The sequence below is a fragment of the Acidovorax sp. genome (genome assembly GCF_034519795.1).
Taxonomy (GTDB): domain Bacteria; phylum Pseudomonadota; class Gammaproteobacteria; order Burkholderiales; family Burkholderiaceae_C; genus Acidovorax.
This window is the reverse complement of sequence record NZ_JAXHOB010000009.1, coordinates 449,093-465,866: the sequence shown is the minus strand read 5'-3', so window position 1 is coordinate 465,866 and position 16,774 is coordinate 449,093. Positions and strand designations below refer to the sequence as shown.

Below are 16,774 nucleotides of genomic sequence, written 5' to 3'. Positions count from 1 at the left end.
CATCAAAAGAGGAGAACCCGATATGCCCGTCATTGCATTGCAACCCGGCTACACAGGCGAAGTGGCCGATGCCGAAGCGAATTTCCACGGCAACCGCCTGCTCTACATCGGCTGGGAAGACCACCTGATGTTCTGCTCTCCCGTGTGCCTGCCCCTGCCCGCAGCCATGCCCTTTGGCGCCCTGGTGAGCGACGTGCTGCCCGGCGTCTACGGCAGCCACCCCGACTTTGCGCGCATCGACTGGAGCCAGGTCGAATGGCGCGACTCGGGCAAGCCGTTCACGCCCGACCCGGCCTTGTCGCTGGCCGACAACGGCCTGGTGCACAAGTCCTTCATCCAGCTGCGCACGCCGGGCCTTGCCGGCATTGCGGGCTCGGGCTCGTGAGGTGAAGGCCATGGGCTACCAGATCACGATCGAGCCGCTGGGCCAGACTGTGGAGATCGCCGAAGGCCAGACGGTGCTGGACGCCTGCCTGCGCGCCGGCGTGTGGATACCGCACGCCTGCTGCCACGGCCTGTGTGCCACCTGCAAGGTGCAGGTGCTCGATGGCGAGTTCGACCACGGCGAGGCCTCGCCCTTCGCGCTGATGGACTTCGAGCGCGACGAGAACAAGGTGCTGGCCTGCTGCGCCACGCCGAAGTCCGACCTGGTGATCGAGGCCGAGGTGGACGAAGACCCCGACGCCCGCTACCTGCCCCTGCAGGACTTCCTCGGGCAGGTGGTGCGCCGGGAGATGCTCACGCCCACCATCCTGGGGCTGTGGCTGCAGCCAGACCGGCCCATCGACTTCCAGGCCGGGCAGTACGTGATGCTGCAGGTGCCCGGGGTGCAGGGCGCGCGCGCCTTCTCGATCGCCAGCGCGCCCGGCGACGCACTGATCGAGCTGCACATCCGCAAGGTGGAGGGGGGCCCCGCCACCACCTGGCTGCACGGGCAGGTGAAGGTGGGCGACCGCCTGGAGCTCTCAGGCCCCTTCGGCCGCTTCTTCGTGCGCAAGTCGGCCACGCGCCAGGCCATCTTTTTGGCGGGCGGCTCGGGCCTGTCGAGCCCCAAGTCCATGGTGCTGGACCTGCTGGCCGAAGGCGCCGGCTACCCGATCACGCTGTTCCACGGCGCCCGCAACCGGCAGGAGCTGTACTGCGCCGAGCTGTTCGAGGCGCTGGCCGCGCAGCACGCCAACTTCCGCTATGTGCCGGTGCTGTCGGCCAACGACGACGCCAGTTGGGCCGGCGCCACCGGCTACGTGCACCAGGCGCTGCAGCAGCACCTGGGCAACGACTTTCGCGGCAGCAAGGCTTACCTGTGCGGGCCGCCGCCCATGATCGAAGGCTGCATCGCCACCTTGATGCAGGGCCGCCTGTTCGAGCCCGACATCTACACCGAGAAGTTCTTCACCGCGGCCGACGCCAGTGCCCCGGCACGGCGCAGCCCGCTGTTCAAGAGCCTGTGAGCACCACCCCCCACCTTCACCCACCCACAAGGAGACAACCCCATGGCTGAATTCACCCCATCCCAGTTGCTCGAACAGGTCAACACCCGGCAGATCGCCCCGGGCAACGCCCGCGTGCGCCAGCTCACCGAGCGCATCGTCACCGACCTGTTCAAGACCATCGACGAGCTCGATGTGACCCCCGACGAGTTCTGGGCCGCCACGGGCTGGCTCAACCGCCTGGGCGCTGCCGGCCAGGCGGGCCTGATCACCGCAGGCCTGGGCTTTGACCGGCTGATCGACATCCGCGCCGACGAAGCCGACGAGCGCGCCGGCCGCGCTGGCGGCACCCCACGTGCCATCGAAGGGCCCCTCTTCGTGGCCGGCGCTCCCACCTCCAAGGTCGAGGTGCGCGTGGATGAGGGCGAGCCCGAGGGCGAGATCTTCATCATGGAAGGCCAGGTCCTGGACCTGGATGGCCAACCCGTTCCCCACGCGATGGTGGACGTCTGGCATGCCAACGAGAAAGGCGGCTATTCGCACTTCATGCCCGGCATGCAGCCCTACGAGCTTCGCCGGCGCATCGAGACCGATGCCAAGGGCTTCTACCGCTTTCGCAGCTTTTTGCCACCGGGTTATGCGATCCCGCCCGTGGGGCCGGTGCATGAGCTGTTTGCCTTGCTAGGCCGCCATGGCCAGCGGCCCGCGCATATCCACTTTCTGGTGGCCGCCCCCGGCATGCGCACGCTGACCACGCAGGTCAATATCCCGGGTGACAGCTACATCGACGACGACTTCGCGTTCGCCACGCGCGACGGACTGATCGTGGAGCTGGAACGCAATGTGGCGCCAGCAGGTTACGAATCGCTGGGTATCACCGCACCGTTCACACGCTCGGTGTTCAACTTCGTGCTGCCCAGGGCCGCCAGCGAAGACGAAGCATTGCCTCTCACGCGCATGGAGCGGGTGGCTGCGCAGGGCTGAGCATGTGCTGCGGGGCTATCCGCCCCGTGGCAACCCCAACCCCGCCATCTCCTGCGACACCCCCTCCCACGCCACATCGAACGCCGGCACGCTGCGCTCCGGCGGCACGGCATTGGCCCGCAGGGCCCAGTGGGCGCCCGCCACCACGCTGTCGATCACGGGCACCCCTACCTGGGACTGCACGGCCGCCGCCATGCCGGCCAGCCCTGCGCCGCCCAAGATGACGGACTGCACGCCCATCTGGCGTACCACGTCGCGGCAGGCCTGGGCCAGCAGCGCACGGGCGGCCACGGGGTCGGCCGCCAGTTGGGCGCCGGTGGGCGCCACGGTGTGGATGCCGGCCAGCGCATGGGCATGGCCCAGGGCCTGCGCCAGGCGCTGCAGCATGGGGCCCCAGCGCTCGCCGCCGGTGACGATGGCGTAGCGGCCGTGGCGCGCAGCTTCGATGAAGGAGGCCTCGGCCAGACCGGTGACGGGCACGGGGCTGCTTTCGCGCAAGGCCATGAGGCCGGGGTCGCCAAAGCAGCCGATCAGCACAGCGCTGGGTGCCGGAGTGGCTTCGGATTGTGTGGACACATCGAGCGCCCAGGCGTCGAGCGCGGCATGCGCGGCCACGGCGTAGCTGGCCTCGCAGGCGATGTAGGGGGCGCCAAAGCGTGCGGTGGCCGTGCGCACCACCACATGCAAGCCCGCAGCAGCCTGCACATGCTGCTGCAGCAGTGCGCTGACCTTGGGCGACGTGTTCGGATTGATGACCAGCAGGTGGCGCATGCCGTTCAGCCCGCCATTCCCAGCAGGCTCATGAGATCTGGCGCTTCGCTCGCGGGCGGGGTGAACTCCAGCTGCGACTCGATGCGTGCCAGGTGGTCGAGCATGCGGCGCGCGGCCTCCTTGGCGTCGCGCAGGCGGATGGCGTCGATCAGCGCGCGGTGTTCGCGGCAGCCGCAGGCCGTGGCCTCTTCGCGCTCGCGCGCATGGCTGGGGCTGTAGGTCATGAGGATCAGCGAGGTGCGCGAGACCAGCTCGCGCAGGATGCGCCCCAGCGTCTGGTGCCCGGCAGCCTGCGCGATGTGCAGGTGGAAGTCGCCCGACAGCCGGATCGCGCGGCGCATGTCGCCGCTGGCGCGTGCGGCCTCTTCGTCGTCGATGCAGGCGCGCAGCGCGGCGATGTGCTCGTCGGTGGCGTTGGCGATGAACAGCTCCACCAGGCGCGGCTCCAGCAGGCGGCGGGCCTCGAAGACTTCGAGCGCCTCCTCGGGCGTGGGCTGGGCGATGGAGGCGCCGCGGTTGGGCGTGAGCGTAACCACCTGCTCGTTGGCCAGGCGCACCAGCACCGGCCGCACGCGCGTGCGCGACACGCCGAAGGCCGCCGCCAGCTTGTCCTCCACCAGCTTGGTGCCCGGAGGCAGCCGGTGGTCTAGGATGGCCGAGACCATGCGCTCGTACATGTCGTTGTCGCTGAGCAGGCCGCCCGTGGCTGCAGCACTGTCGGCAGGCAGGTCGGCGGGCTCGGGGGACGTGGCCGCAGCAGCACGGCGCCGGGGCTTGGGGGCGGCGGTCATGATGGAATCGTCGGCTCGGATGCGCATGGAAGTCTCATGGCGTGCGGCTCAGCCGGCCCGCCCTTTCTTGCGCTGACCCAGCGCCCAGACCAGCGCCAGCGTGATGCCCATGACCACGAACGACACCACGGTGGTCAGCGTACCCAGCGCGTAGATGGACGGTGTGGTCACCGTGCTGGTCAGGCCCTGCAGCTCCAGCGGCAGCGTGTTCACGTCGCCGATGGCCTGCGAGGTGCGGGCGATCTCGTCCCAGCTCAGGGTGAAGCCGAACATGCCGATGCCCACGACCGAGGGTGCGATCAGCGGCAGCACCACGTGGGCAAAGCCCTGCCAGGGGGTGGCGCCCAGGTCGCGTGCCGCCTCTTCGTAGGCCGGGTTGAAGCGGTTAAACACCGCGAACATGATGAGCAGGCCAAACGGCAGGGTCCAGGTCAGGTGCGCGCCCAGGGCCGAGGTGAACAAACCCAGCGAGGTTCCGTAGCCCTCCAGCGTGCTCTCCATGCCCAGCCATTCGAGGGCGGCCTTGATGCCGTTGTCGATGAGCCGGAACTCCAGCCCGATGCCCAGCGAGACGATGATGGACGGCATGATCAGGCTTGCCACGACGATGAAGAACAGCGTGTTGCCCCCCGCCAGCCGCTTGCGAAAGGCCAGGCCCGCCAGCACCGACAGCACCACCGTGCACAGCATCACCGCCACGCCCAGGCCGAGCGAGCGCCACAGCGCCGCCCCGATGTCCACCACGCCCAGGCCCTCGGCCAGCTTGTGGAACCAGTGCAGCGAGACGCCGCGCATGGGAAAGGTCAGCCCACCCTCGGGGCCCTGGAAGCTCAGGATGAAGATGACGAACATGGGCCCGTACATGAACAGCACGAACAGGCTGAACACGGTGGCCAGCAGCCAGAAGCTGGCGGGGCGGGATTCGCGGATGCGGGCTTTCATGCGGATGTCCTGTGGAGGTTGTCGGCGGCGCAGGTGGTGCTCAAAGCTCTTTGCGGATGTCGACCAGGCGCGTGAGCCCCCAGATGATCATCAGCACCACCGCGAGCAGGATCACGGCGTTGGCCGCAGCCAGCGGAAACTGCAGGTACGAGGTCTGCACCTGGATGATCTTGCCGATGGAGGCGATCTGCTGGCCACCCATCACGCCGATGGTGACGAAGTCGCCCATGATGATGGTGATCACGAAGATCGAGCCGATGATGATGCCGGTGCGCGACAGCGGGACGATCACGTTCCACAGCGTCTGCCAGCCGCTGGCGCCGCTGTCGCTGGCCGCCTCGATGAGGCTGCGGTCGATGCGCATCATGCTGTTGAAGATGGGCACGATCATGAACATGGTGTACAGGTGCACGAAGGCCAGCACCACCGAGAAGTCCGAGAACAGCAGCCACTCGATGGGCTGATCGACCATGCCCATGCTGATCAGGCTCTGGTTCACCAGGCCGTTGCGCCCCAGCAGCGGCACCCACGAGATCATGCGGATCACGTTCGAGGTCCAGAACGGGATGGTGCACAGCACGAACAGCAGCGTCTGCATGCCCGAGGAGCGCACGTGGAAGGCCAGGAAATAGGCCACGGTGAAGCCGATCACCAGCGTGATCAGCCACACGAGAAAACTGAACTTGAGCGTGGAGTAATACGTCTTGAGCGTGACGCACAGGCCCTCCGACGCATCGCTACAGCCCGCAAAGATCGAGATGTAGTTCTTGAACGTGAAGCCAGGCAGCAGCTCGTACTCGTTGAAGTCCCAGAAGCTGACCATCACGATCAGCGCCAGGGGAATAAGGAAGAACAGCGCGAACACCAGCGTGAACGGCGCGGCCTGCCACCAGGCGGCAATGCCGCGCCCGGGGGCGGCGCTCGATGGCAGAGACGGTGTGGTGGTGGTGCTCATGGTGTTTGCAAACAATCGGTATCAGGGTTCCACTGCTCGGCGTTTCGTCTCAATCCTTGAAACTGGCGCTGCCAAAGGCCAGTGCCCCCGTGCAAGGGCCGCCAAGCTGCGAATGCAGCGCTTCGCTTGCGTGCACCGGGGGCGTCCCCCTCCCAGATTGCGAAGCAATATGAGAGAGGGGGAAGGCGCGAAGCGACTCAGGGGGTGCTTCCTATGCAGCAACGAACTCGTTCCACTTTTGGACCATGTAGTTGTTTTCGTCCATCAAGGCGTTCCAGCAGGCGATTCCGCCCATGCGCGACTCGTAGCTGCCGCCGTCGCGCACCGCGCCGGTCTTGGCCAGCACGTCGCCATTGGGGCTCTTGATGTCCTGCGTGGCGGGCTTGCCTTCCATCCAGTAGGCCCACTCGTAGGCTTCCATCTTGGACTTGGCGGTGTCCAGCACGGCGCTGTAGTAGCCCTGGCGGTTCAGGTAGGCGCCGGCCCAGCCATCGAGGAACCAGTTGATGAACTCATAGGCGCCGTCGAGCTTGCGACCCGACAGGGTGGCCGGCAGGCCGAAGCCAGCGGCCCAGGCGCGATAGCCTTCCTTGAGCGGCTGGAAGTTGCAGGCGATGCCCTTGGTGCGCACGGCGGTCACGGCCGGGCTCCACATCGACTGGATCACCACTTCGCCCGAGGCCATCAGGTTCACCGACTCGTTGAAGTCCTTCCACAGCGCGCGGAACTGGCCCTGCTTCTTGGCCTCGATCAGGGTCTTGATCGTGAGATCGATCTCCTTCTTGGTCATGTTGCCCTTGTCGGGGTACTTGTAGATGCCCATGGCCTCGACCACCATGGCGGCGTCCATGATGCCGATGGAGGGGATGTTCAGGATCGCGGTCTTGCCCTTGAACTCGGGGTTGAGCAGCTCGGCCCAGGAGTTGATGGGGCGCTTGATCAGGTCGGGGCGGATGCCCAGCGTGTCGGCGTTGTACACGGTGGGGATCAGCGACATGAACTGCGTGGGCGCGGTCGCGAACTTCTTGGACTTCTCGCCTTCCAGGTAGATCACCTTCTTGGGTGCCGTGCCCTGATCGCCCACGGCCTTGCCGGCCACCATGCCGTTGGTGAACAGCGTGGTGATCTTGTCGGCGTTCTTGATGCGCTTGGTGTCGATGCCCTTCAAGTTGCCGGTGGGCACGATCTTTTTCAGCGAGAAGTACTCGGTGTCGATCAGGTCGAAACTGTTGGGCGCCGTCACAGCGCGCTTGGTCACGTCGTCGGTGGTCACGGCCACGTACTGGATCTCGATGCCGGTGTCGGCCTTGAATTTCTCGGCAATCGCCTTGTCCTGGTTCACCGCCGTGCCCAGGTAGCGCAGCACGATCTTTTCCTGCGAGTGGACGGCCGGGAACACGCCGGCGGCCAGGATGCCCGCCGTGCCCTTGAGCAGCGAGCGGCGCTGCACGCCGGTGGTGTCAGAGGCAACAGCGGGGGAATCGGCACGAGAGTCGTCGGACATGGGAAAGCTCCTTGGTTTGCAAAGTGGAGGGGTGGAAACAGACAGCGGACAACGAAAGAATGAGGAGAACTCAGGCCGGCACGGCCTGGGCAGTGGCCGGCGCCACAGGCGCGGGCACAGGTACCGCCAGCGGGGAGAGGGGATGGGCCTGCTCGGGCGTCCAGTGCAATTGCACGCCCTGCCCCACGGTGTAGGGCTGCGCGGCAAAGGCGGCTTCGGAGACCATCACCGAATACGCCGCCGTGGCGTTGGCCGACAGGGCCACGCCCTGCTTCTGCAGGCCCAGCAGCACATAGGTGCCCTGGTACTCCACGTCGGTCACCACGGCCTGCATGTGCTGGGCGCCCCAGGGCAGCGGCGCGCCCTGCGGCAGCACCTGCAGGTGGTCGGTGCGCACGCCGACCTTGCCCTCGGGGGTGTCGATCACGTTGTGGCCGCCCATGAAGCGCGCCACGAATTCGCTGGCCGGGCGGTTGTAGACCTCGTGCGGGGAGCCCACCTGCTCGATCACGCCGTGGTTCATCACCACCATGGTGTCGGCCAGGGCCATGGCCTCCTCCTGCGAGTGGGTCACGTGGATGAAGGTCAGGCCCAGCTCCTTCTGCCAGCGGCGCAGTTCGGCGCGCATCTGGATGCGCAAAAAGGGGTCCAGTGCCGACAGGGGTTCGTCCAGCAGCAGCACGCGCGGCTGGGTGATCAGGGCGCGCGCCAGCGCCACACGCTGCTGCTGCCCGCCCGAGAGCTCGGCCGGCTTGCGCTCGGCCAGGTGGCCCATGGCCACGCGCTCCAGCAGATCCCGCGCCTTGGCCTGGCGCTCAACCTTGGCCACGCCCTTCATCTTGAGGCTGAAGGCCACGTTATCCAGCGCCGAAAGGTGCGGGAACAGGGCGAAGCTCTGGAACATCATGGCCGTGCCGCGCGCGGCGGCGGGCAGGTCGGTGATGTTGCGGTTTTCGAGCAATATGTCGCCGCTGGTCACCGACTCGTGCCCGGCGATCATGCGCAGCGTGGTGCTCTTGCCGCAGCCCGAAGGGCCCAGCAGGCAGCAGTAGCTGCCGCTGGCGATGCGCAGGTCGATGGCGTCCACGGCGGGCTTGCCGCTGGCGTAGCGCTTGGTGAGCGCCACGATCTCGATGGCGGCCGGGGGCTGGGCAGGCGTGGTGTCTTGCATGCCAGGGTCTACGCAATCCACGTGCCAGCTTTTGCGCACAATGTTTCTCGCAATTTGTATACAAAATGCACCGACATCGTGCGCAACCGCGCCTACCAGGGGCTGGCGGCACCAAAAGCGAACGTCGCGCCACGGCCACATACGCCATTCGGCACCATCTGCGCACACTGGACAAGGGCCCATGCTGCCCGGTCGCTGGCTATACTGGCCAGTCGCAGAAACATTTCTTTACGAGGCGCCCCCCGTCCCACCGCAGCACTGCAGGATGACGAATCTCGACCCTCGCTCCATGATCGCCCTGGCGGGATTCATGTCCGCCCTGATGGCCATCGTGCTGACCTGCATGCGGCGCTATTACCCGGCCCACATCCGGGGCATCGGCTCCTGGGCGGCGGCGCCGGTGTTCTGGCTGGCATCCACCGCCCTCTTCAGCGCGCGCGGCATGCTGCCCGACTGGATGAGTCTGGTGGGCGCCAACATGCTGCTGGTGCTGGGCACCATGACCTACTACATGGGTACCCGCGCCTTTCTGGGCCATGCCCACACCTGGCGCATCTGGGGCTGGGTGCTGGCCGTGTGCCTGGGGGTCTTCACCTGGCTGTCCTACGGCTGGCCCAACTACAGCGTGCGGCTCTCCTTCTTCACGCTGGTGATGTCGTGCATCTACGGCGCCCAGTTGCGCTTTCTATTGCGCCATGGGGGCAGCAACTTCCCGGTGCGGCTGGTGGAGGTGGTGCTGGTGCTGCACCTCGCCGTGCTGCTGGTACGGCTTGGCTCCATCTTCGCAGGGTTTGCGGGCGACAACCTCATGGAGCCATCGCTCTACCAGAACCTGTACATCGGCGCCTACGCACTCACGGTGCTCATGCTCTCCATCGGCGCGCTGCTCATGGCCACCGACCGGCTGCGCACCGAGCTCGAACACCTGGCCACGCACGACTCGCTGACCCCGGCGCTCAACCGGCGCGCGCTGCTGCAGCGCTGCGAAGAGGAACTGGAGCGCGCGCGCCGCTACGGCGGGGGCCCCTCGCTGATGATGCTGGACCTGGACCACTTCAAGGCCGTGAACGACAGCTGCGGCCACCAGCACGGCGACGCGGTGCTGGTGCACTTCGTGCAGCGCACCCTGGCCGTGCTGCGCACGCCCGACCGCATGGGCCGCTATGGCGGCGAAGAGTTCATGGTGCTGCTGCCCGGCACCGATGCCGTCGCAGCGCTCATCGTGGCCCGGCGCATCCACGCCACGCTGGCCGTGGGCCATCCGCTCGATTGCCGGGTGAGCATCGGCCTGACGCAATGGAACGGACCCGGCGACACGCTGGACGCCATGCTCGCACGCGCCGATGCCGCGCTGTACCAGGCCAAGGCGCAGGGGCGCAATCAGACTGCAGTAGGCTAACCCCCTGAGTCGCTTCGCGCCTTCCCCCTCAGGGGGACGCCCCCAGCGCGGCGGGGCGGCCCTTGCGCGGGGGCGCTGGCGTTGACCGCGCCAGTTTCAAAAGGCCACGCACTTGAAGGCAGCGCCGTGGGAAACCTGCTCAGCGCTGTCCAGCCAGCAACAGCACACGCGCAGCCAGCGCCAATACCGGCGCATCGACCATGCGGCCTTCCAGCCGAAATACGGCGCCGCCGTGCGCGGGTGCTGCCTCCAGCACCCTTCTCGCCCACGCCAGTTCCTGCGGCTGGGGCGCAAAGGCCGCCTGCACCGGCGCCACCTGCGCGGGGTGGATGCACAGCTTGCCGCCAAAACCCAGGCGCCGGCTGCGCGCCGTGTCCTCGGCCAAGCGCGCCAGGTCGTCGGTGGCCGTGGTCACGCCATCCACCGGCGCGGCCAGCCCCGCACGGCGCGAGGCGCGCACCAGCGCCAGGCGCACGGGCAGCAGCTCGGCCTCGTCGGCAGCGCATTCCATGCCCAGATCGACCTGCAAGTCGAGGTGGCCAAACGCCAGGCGCGCCACCTGCGGTGCCTGCGCCAGTGCATCCAGCGCATCAAGCCCCGCATTCGATTCGACCAGCGGCACCAGCAGTCCTTGCGGGCCCAGCGCCTGGGCCACGGCGGCCAGCACCACTGCCGACTCGGCCTTGGCCAGCATGGCACCGGCCAGGCCCAGGGCCACGCAGGCGGCCACGGCCGCCACGTCATCGCTGTACCAGGGCGTGCCGGCGGCATTGGTGCGCACCAGCAGGCGCGCGCGCTGCGCTGGCTCCAGAGCCTTGACGGCGGCCAGCAAGGCCGTGCGCGCGGCCGCCTTCTCGCCAGGCGCCACGGCGTCCTCCAGGTCCACGACCACAGCACCTGCGCCGCTGGCCAGTGCCTTGGCGATGCGCTCGGGCCGGGTGGCGGGTACGAAGAGGAAGGCCATCGCGCGGGCCATTGCCTGGTGCGTGGAAGGCACTGACATCAGATCGCCTTGCTGGCGCGCAGCGCAGCCAGTTGCCCGTCGCCACGCCCCAGCGAGCGCAAGATGGCCTCGGTGTGCTCGCCCACGGCGGGTATCGGGTCCATGCGGTAGTCGAAGCTGCTGTGCGCGCCGGGCGGCAGCAAAGCATCGAGCGGCCCTTCGGGCGTGTCCACCTGCTGCACGCGGCCACGCGCCTGCAGCTGCGGGTGCGCCCAGACCTCGGCCATGGTGTTCATGCGCGCGTTGGCAATGCGCGCCTCCTCCAGCCGCTCGATGACCTGCGCGGCCGTGAGCGTGCCGAACACGGCGAGGATCAGGGCCCGGAGCTCGGCCCGGTGCGCGTTGCGCCGGGCATTGCTGTCAAAGCGCGGGTCGGCGGCCAACGGCGGCTGCAGCAGCACATGCTCGCAGAACAGCTTCCACTCGCGCTCGTTCTGCAGGCCGAGCATCACGGTGCCCCCATCGCCGGCCAGGAAGGGGCCGTAGGGGTAGATGGTGGCATGCGAGGCGGCATTGCGCGGCGGAGGCGTGGCGCCGCCGTAGGCGTAGTACATCGGAAAGCCCATCCACTCGGCCAGCGATTCGAGCATGGAGACATCGATGCGCGAGCCCTGCCCCGTCTTCTCGCGCTGCATCAGCGCGGCCAGCACACTGGTGTAGGCATACATGCCCGCCGCGATGTCGGCGATGGAGTTGCCCGACTTGCAGGGCTCCTCGGGCGTGCCGGTCACCGACAGGTAGCCCGCCTCGCTCTGGATCAACAGGTCATAGGCCTTCTTGTCGCGGTAGGGGCCATCGCTGCCGTAGCCCGAGATGTCGCAGACGACGAGGCGCGGGTTGTGGGCGCTCAGCGCCTCCCACGACAGGCCCATGCGCGCGGTGGCACCGGGGGCGAGGTTCTGCACCAGCACATCGGCGCGGGCCAGCAGCTCCCACAGCACGGCCAGGGCCTCGGGCTGCTTGAGGTCCAGCGTGAGGCTCTCCTTGGAGCGGTTGACCCAGACGAAGTGCGAGGCCATGCCCTCTGCCCTCGTGTCGTAGTCGCGCGCAAAATCGCCGCCGCCGGGGCGCTCGACCTTGATCACGCGGGCGCCCAGGTCGGCCAGCTGGCGGGTGCAGAACGGGGCGGCGATCGCATGCTCGAGCGACACCACGGTGATGTGGTCCAGGGGGCGGATCATTGGCTGGCTCCTGTGCTCAGTCGACTGTCGCGCCGGAGGTCTTGACCACCTTGGCCCACTTGGCCAGGTCCTCCTGCAGCAGCGCGGCAAATTGCTCGGGCGTGGTCTTGGGCGCGATCTCCACGCCCTGCGCCTCCAGGCGCTCGCGCAGGTCCTTGGCGGCCAGGGCTGTGGCCATGCCGTCCTGCAGCTTGGCCTGGATGTCGGCCGGCAGGCCCGCGGGTGCGAACAGCCCGATCCACAGCGTGCCGTTGTAGCCGGCCACGGTCTCTGCGATGGTGGGCACGTCGGGCAGCACGGGGGAGCGCGTGGCGCCGCTCACGGCCAGGGCGCGCAGCTTGCCGGCCTTGATGTGCGAGAGCGCCGACGGCATGCTGGCGAAGACCATGGGCAACTGCCCTCCCAGCACATCGTTGATGGCCGGGGCCACCCCCTTGTAGGGCACATGCTGCAGCTGGATGCCGGCCATGCTGTTGAGCATTTCACCGAGCAGGTGGTTGAGCGTGCCATTACCGGCCGACGCGTACTGGTAGTGGCCCGGCTTGGCCTTGGCCAAAGCCACCAGCTCGGCGATGTTGCGCGCGGGGAAGGATGGGTTCACCAGAAGCACGTTGGGCACGGCACCGATCAGGCCCACGGGTTTGAAATCCTTCACGGGATCGAAACCGGGATTCTTGAAGAGGGCCGGGTTGATGGCCTGGCTGCTGCTGATGGTCATGAGCAGGGTGTAGCCGTCCTTGGGCGCCTTGGCGACGAACTGCGTGCCGATGTTGCCGCCCGCGCCGGGCCGGTTCTCCACGACGGTGGCGCCGCCCAGCACCTCGCCGAGCTTCTGGCCCACCAGGCGGCCCACGATGTCGTTGGTGCCGCCTGCGGCCTGGGGTACGACCATCACGATGGGGCGGCTGGGGTAGCTTGTCTGTGCTGCGGCCCACAGGGGTGCGGCCAGCAGGGCAGCGAGGGCGGTGCGGCGCGCGATGGCGCGGGGGTTGGGGAATTTCATGCGGTTTGTCTCCTTGCGTGTTCTCGAAATCTGGGCGGATGTTCGCCGCACAGGCGCCCGCGCACAATCACGCATTTCAGAACCAAGCCTTCGCCAAAACCGAAACCTGGCACGCGCAGCAGTAACATGCGGCCATGCAATTCGACCTGACCGATCTGCGCCTGTTCGTGCTCACGGCCGAGCAAGGCGCCCTCTCCCGCGCCGCAGCGGCGCGGCACCTGTCGCTGGCAGCGGCCAGTGCGCGCATCAAGGCGCTGGAGCAGCAGGCGGGCATGCCGCTCCTGTACCGCCAGGCGCGCGGCATGCGCCCCACGCCGGCGGGCGAGGCCTTCTTGCACCACGCACGTGGCGTGCTGCGCCAGACCGAGCAGTTGCGCGCCGACCTGCAGGAGTACAGCGGTGGCCTGCGCGGCCATGTGCGGGTGTTCGCCAACACCACGGCGGTGACGGACTTCATGCCCGAGATCCTTCCCGCCTTCCTCGCGGCCAACCCGCGCGTGAATGTGGAGCTTCAGGAAAAACCGAATGCCGAGATTCCGCGCGGCGTGCTCGACGGCCGGGCCGACATCGGCATCGTCGCGGGCCAGGTGGACACGCTGGGCCTCACCGCCATCCACTTCAGCACCGACCGCCTGGCCCTGGTGGTGCCGCGTGGCCACCGCTTCGCCCGGCGCCGGCGCATGGCTTTTTCCGAAACGCTGGACGAGCCCATGGTGGGCATGCACCCGGCCAGCACGCTGCAGGTCTTTCTGGCCCAGGTGACCGAGCAATTGGGCCAGCCGCAGAAGCTGCGCGTGCAGCTATCGAGCTTCGACGCCATGTGCCGCATGATCGGTGCCGGCGTGGGCATCGGCATCGTGCCCGAGAGCGCCGCCCGGCGCTACCTCGCCCCCATGGGCCTGGTGCTGATCGACCTGGAAGACGCCTGGAGCGTGCGCGAGCGCTACATCCTGGTGCGCGAGGAGGCGCGCATGCCGGCCTACGCGCAGTCGCTCATCGACCTATTGCGCGCACACCACCAGGCCCCAATCGAAAAGCCCGCGCGCCGCAGGCGCTAAACGCACCGCAGGCGCTGAGGGCCTCAGCTCTTGTTATCTACGCCAGCCGATTCGAAACTCGCCATCTCCGCCAGCACCGCGCAGGCCGACTGCAGCAGCGGCCAGGCCAGGGCGGCACCCGAGCCCTCGCCCAAGCGCAGGCCCAGGTCGAGCAAAGGCTCGGCCTGCATCTGCGCCAGCATCAGGCTGTGGCCGCGCTCGCCCGAGCGGTGGGCAAACACGCAGCGCTGCAGCACGGCCGGCTGCAGGCGGCTGGCCACCAGCACAGCGGCGCTGGTGATGAAGCCATCGACGACGATGACCCGGCGCTCGGCCGCCGCCTGCAGCACGGCCCCCACCAGGGTGGCCACCTCGTAGCCGCCCAGCGCCGCCAGTGCATCCATCGGGCCCGTGGCTTCGGCGTTCACATCCAGCGCCTGCTGCAGCACGGTGCGCTTACGCGCTATGCCGGCGGCGTCCAGGCCGGTGCCCGCGCCCGTCACCTCGGCCAGGGGCTGGCCGGCCAGGCGCGCCAGCAGCAGCGAGGCCACCGAGGTGTTGGCGATGCCCATCTCGCCCAGCAGCAGCGCATTGCCCGGCAGGCCGCGCACCACTTCCATGCCGTTGGTGATCGCTTGAGCGCATTGTTCCGCAGTCATGGCAGGGCCCGCCGACGCATCGGCCGTGCCGGACGCCACCTTGCGCACCAGCAGCCGCGGCGCACCCGGGGGCGTATCGCGCTCGGCAATCGGCTTGGCCACGCCGCAGTCCACCACCGTGAGGGCCAGGCCATGCTGACGCGCGAGCACGCTCACGGCCGCACCGCCGGCCAGGAAGTTCTCCACCATCTGCCAGGTCACGTCGCTCGGAAAGGCCGACACGCCGCGCGCCGCAATGCCATGGTCGCCCGCGCAGACCAGCATCTGCGGCTGCAGCAGCTGCGGTGCCTCGGTGCCCAGCACCTGGCCGATGCGCAGCGCCAGCGCTTCGAGCCGGCCCAGCGAGCCCAGGGGCTTGGTCTTGAAGTCGAGGATGTGCTGCAGTCGCGCCGTGAGGGGGGCGTCGGTGATATCAGCAAGGGTGGGGATAGCGAAGGACATGGGTTCGTCAGGTAAGGAATGGGATCAGGCCACCAGGGCGTTCAATACGCCGGGTTCGAAATGGGTATCCACCGTGCGGGCCAGGCCCTCCATCACGGCATCGAGCGTGGGCACGGGGGCTGCGCCCTCGCGGCCGAACAGGGCCTGCAGCGCGGCGGGGTCTTCGAGCAGGCCGTGCAGGTACAGGCCGAGCACATTGCCCGCGCCGTTCTGCCAGGCCAGGCCAGGCACCACCTCGCGCGCCACGTCGCCACCGGCCGCCATAGCCGGGTGCTGCGCGGTCTGGCCGTGGTGGATCTCGTAGCCGCTGGCCTCGACGCCCGAGAGCGCCGACCAGGCACCCTGCAGCGCGCCGAAGCGCACGGTGCTGCGCTGCACGGTCTTGGCGGGCTCGAAGGTGGTGACCAGCGGCAACAGGCCGAGACCTGGCGCGTTGCCATCGATGCCGGCGGTGTCGACCAGTGCCTCACCCAGCATCTGCAGGCCGCCGCACACGCCGAGCACGCTGCCACCCTGCCCCGCATGCGCCGCAATGGCCTCATCGAGCCCCTGCGCGCGCAGCCAGGCCAGGTCGGCCGCAGTGGCCTTGGAGCCGGGCAGCACGACCCAGTCCGTGGGCTTGAGGCCCGCCAGCCCGGCGGGGCTGCGCACCCACACCAGTCGCACGCCGGGCACGTTCTTGAGCGGCTGGAACTCGTCGAGGTTGCTGATGCGCGGGTAGGCGATCACGGCTACGGTGGTGTGCACGGCCCCTGCGGCGGTGCTGCGGTCGTCGAACACGCCGTCTTCCTCGGGCAGGCCGTGGTGCCACTGCATGGGGATGGTGGCCACGGTGGGCACGCCGGTCAGCTCCTGCAGCATCTGCGGCGCGGGCGCGAGCAGCGTGGCATCGCCGCGAAAGCGGTTGAGCACGAAGCCATGGATCAGCGCGCGTTCGTCCTCGGGCAGCAGGGCCCAGGTGCCGTACAGGTGGGCAAAGGCGCCGCCGCGGTCGATGTCGGTCACCAGCAGGCAGCGCGCGCCGCCGTGGCGCGCCACGCGCATGTTGACGATATCGCTGGCATGCAGGTTGATCTCGGCGGGCGAGCCCGCGCCCTCGATCACCACCACGTCGTTCTCGGCGCGCAGGGCGTCGAGCCCGTCGGCGATCTGCGGCCACACGCGCTCGCTGCGCCCGCGCCAGGGCAGCGCGGTGAGCTCGGCGCTCACCTGGCCCATCAGCACCACCTGGCTGTGGGTGTCGGCCTCGGGCTTGAGCAGCAGCGGGTTCATGCGCACATCGGGCACCGTGCGCGCAGCAATCGCCTGGAAGTACTGCGCGCTGCCGATCTCGCCGTTGCCATGTTCGCTGGCGACCACGCGCGCGTTGTTGCTCATGTTCTGCGCCTTGAACGGCGCGACCTTGTAGCCCTGGTTGCTGTACCAGCGGCACAGCGCCGTGGCCAGCCAGCTCTTGCCGGCGCCGCTGGTGGTGCCCAGCACCATCACGCAGCGCGCCAGGCG

Annotated in this window: 16 protein-coding genes; 5 read left to right on the top strand and 11 right to left on the bottom strand. The window is 68.4% G+C overall.

Annotated elements, in window-relative coordinates; translation table 11 throughout:
- The first annotated feature begins 22 nt into the window (after positions 1–22).
- The 3 genes from U5N23_RS12855 to U5N23_RS12845 are packed head-to-tail and all read left to right on the top strand — an operon-like array spanning position 23 to position 2,414.
- Positions 23–385, top strand: coding sequence for a phenol hydroxylase subunit P4 (locus tag U5N23_RS12855; RefSeq protein WP_322593192.1), 363 nt, complete (start codon positions 23–25; stop codon positions 383–385).
- Positions 386–395: 10 nt separating this feature from the next.
- Positions 396–1,451, top strand: coding sequence for a 2Fe-2S iron-sulfur cluster binding domain-containing protein (locus tag U5N23_RS12850; RefSeq protein WP_322593191.1), 1,056 nt, complete (start codon positions 396–398; stop codon positions 1,449–1,451).
- 42 nt (positions 1,452–1,493) lie between these two features.
- Positions 1,494–2,414 carry a dioxygenase gene (locus tag U5N23_RS12845; protein WP_322593190.1) on the top strand — a complete coding sequence of 307 codons (921 nt, stop codon included), beginning with the start codon at positions 1,494–1,496 and terminating at the stop codon, positions 2,412–2,414.
- A 15-nt stretch (positions 2,415–2,429) separates the two neighbouring features.
- On the opposite strand, the gene U5N23_RS12840 is transcribed toward U5N23_RS12845, so the two are convergent.
- The 6 genes from U5N23_RS12840 to U5N23_RS12815 form a co-directional block, all read right to left on the bottom strand.
- A complete protein-coding gene (locus U5N23_RS12840) occupies positions 2,430–3,185 on the bottom strand; it encodes an aspartate/glutamate racemase family protein (protein ID WP_322593189.1) in 756 nt (251 codons plus the stop codon).
- Between the two features lie 5 nt (positions 3,186–3,190).
- Positions 3,191–4,003 (bottom strand): GntR family transcriptional regulator, encoded by an 813-nt coding sequence (locus tag U5N23_RS12835; RefSeq protein WP_416208601.1) that lies wholly within the window; start codon positions 4,001–4,003, stop codon positions 3,191–3,193.
- A 21-nt stretch (positions 4,004–4,024) separates the two neighbouring features.
- A complete protein-coding gene (locus U5N23_RS12830; RefSeq protein ID WP_322593188.1) occupies positions 4,025–4,918 on the bottom strand; it encodes an ABC transporter permease in 894 nt (297 codons plus the stop codon).
- 40 nt (positions 4,919–4,958) lie between these two features.
- On the bottom strand, positions 4,959–5,873 hold the full coding sequence (locus U5N23_RS12825; RefSeq protein WP_322593187.1) for an ABC transporter permease: 915 nt from the start codon (positions 5,871–5,873) through the stop codon (positions 4,959–4,961).
- Between the two features lie 211 nt (positions 5,874–6,084).
- Positions 6,085–7,377, bottom strand: coding sequence for a PotD/PotF family extracellular solute-binding protein (locus tag U5N23_RS12820; RefSeq protein ID WP_322593186.1), 1,293 nt, complete (start codon positions 7,375–7,377; stop codon positions 6,085–6,087).
- Between the two features lie 70 nt (positions 7,378–7,447).
- Entirely contained in the window at positions 7,448–8,548 is a 1,101-nt protein-coding gene (locus tag U5N23_RS12815) for an ABC transporter ATP-binding protein (RefSeq protein ID WP_322593185.1), read from the bottom strand.
- Positions 8,549–8,813: 265 nt separating this feature from the next.
- Here U5N23_RS12815 and U5N23_RS12810 point away from each other — a divergent pair, with 265 nt between their 5' ends.
- The gene (locus tag U5N23_RS12810; RefSeq protein ID WP_322593184.1) at positions 8,814–9,947 is read left to right on the top strand and encodes a GGDEF domain-containing protein; all 1,134 of its coding nucleotides are present in this window, start codon (positions 8,814–8,816) and stop codon (positions 9,945–9,947) included.
- Positions 9,948–10,086: 139 nt separating this feature from the next.
- Here the strand turns inward: U5N23_RS12810 and U5N23_RS12805 are convergent, their stop codons facing one another.
- Genes U5N23_RS12805 through U5N23_RS12795 form a run of 3 tightly spaced genes read right to left on the bottom strand, consistent with a single transcriptional unit; the run spans position 10,087 to position 13,134 of the window.
- The gene (locus U5N23_RS12805) at positions 10,087–10,950 is read right to left on the bottom strand and encodes a CoA ester lyase (protein WP_322593183.1); all 864 of its coding nucleotides are present in this window, start codon (positions 10,948–10,950) and stop codon (positions 10,087–10,089) included.
- Entirely contained in the window at positions 10,950–12,131 is a 1,182-nt protein-coding gene (locus U5N23_RS12800) for a CaiB/BaiF CoA-transferase family protein (protein WP_322593182.1), read from the bottom strand. The genes U5N23_RS12805 and U5N23_RS12800 overlap by 1 nt, the downstream gene beginning before the upstream one ends.
- Positions 12,132–12,147: 16 nt before the next feature.
- On the bottom strand, positions 12,148–13,134 hold the full coding sequence (locus U5N23_RS12795) for a tripartite tricarboxylate transporter substrate binding protein (protein ID WP_322593181.1): 987 nt from the start codon (positions 13,132–13,134) through the stop codon (positions 12,148–12,150).
- 134 nt (positions 13,135–13,268) lie between these two features.
- Here U5N23_RS12795 and U5N23_RS12790 point away from each other — a divergent pair, with 134 nt between their 5' ends.
- The gene (locus U5N23_RS12790; RefSeq protein WP_322593180.1) at positions 13,269–14,192 is read left to right on the top strand and encodes a LysR family transcriptional regulator; all 924 of its coding nucleotides are present in this window, start codon (positions 13,269–13,271) and stop codon (positions 14,190–14,192) included.
- Between the two features lie 23 nt (positions 14,193–14,215).
- Here the strand turns inward: U5N23_RS12790 and cobT are convergent, their stop codons facing one another.
- Positions 14,216–15,271, bottom strand: a complete 1,056-nt coding sequence (gene cobT / locus U5N23_RS12785; protein ID WP_322593179.1) for a nicotinate-nucleotide--dimethylbenzimidazole phosphoribosyltransferase — start codon at positions 15,269–15,271, stop codon at positions 14,216–14,218.
- Between the two features lie 24 nt (positions 15,272–15,295).
- On the bottom strand, positions 15,296–16,756 hold the full coding sequence (locus tag U5N23_RS12780) for a cobyric acid synthase (protein WP_322593231.1): 1,461 nt from the start codon (positions 16,754–16,756) through the stop codon (positions 15,296–15,298).
- Positions 16,757–16,774: the final 18 nt, after the last annotated feature.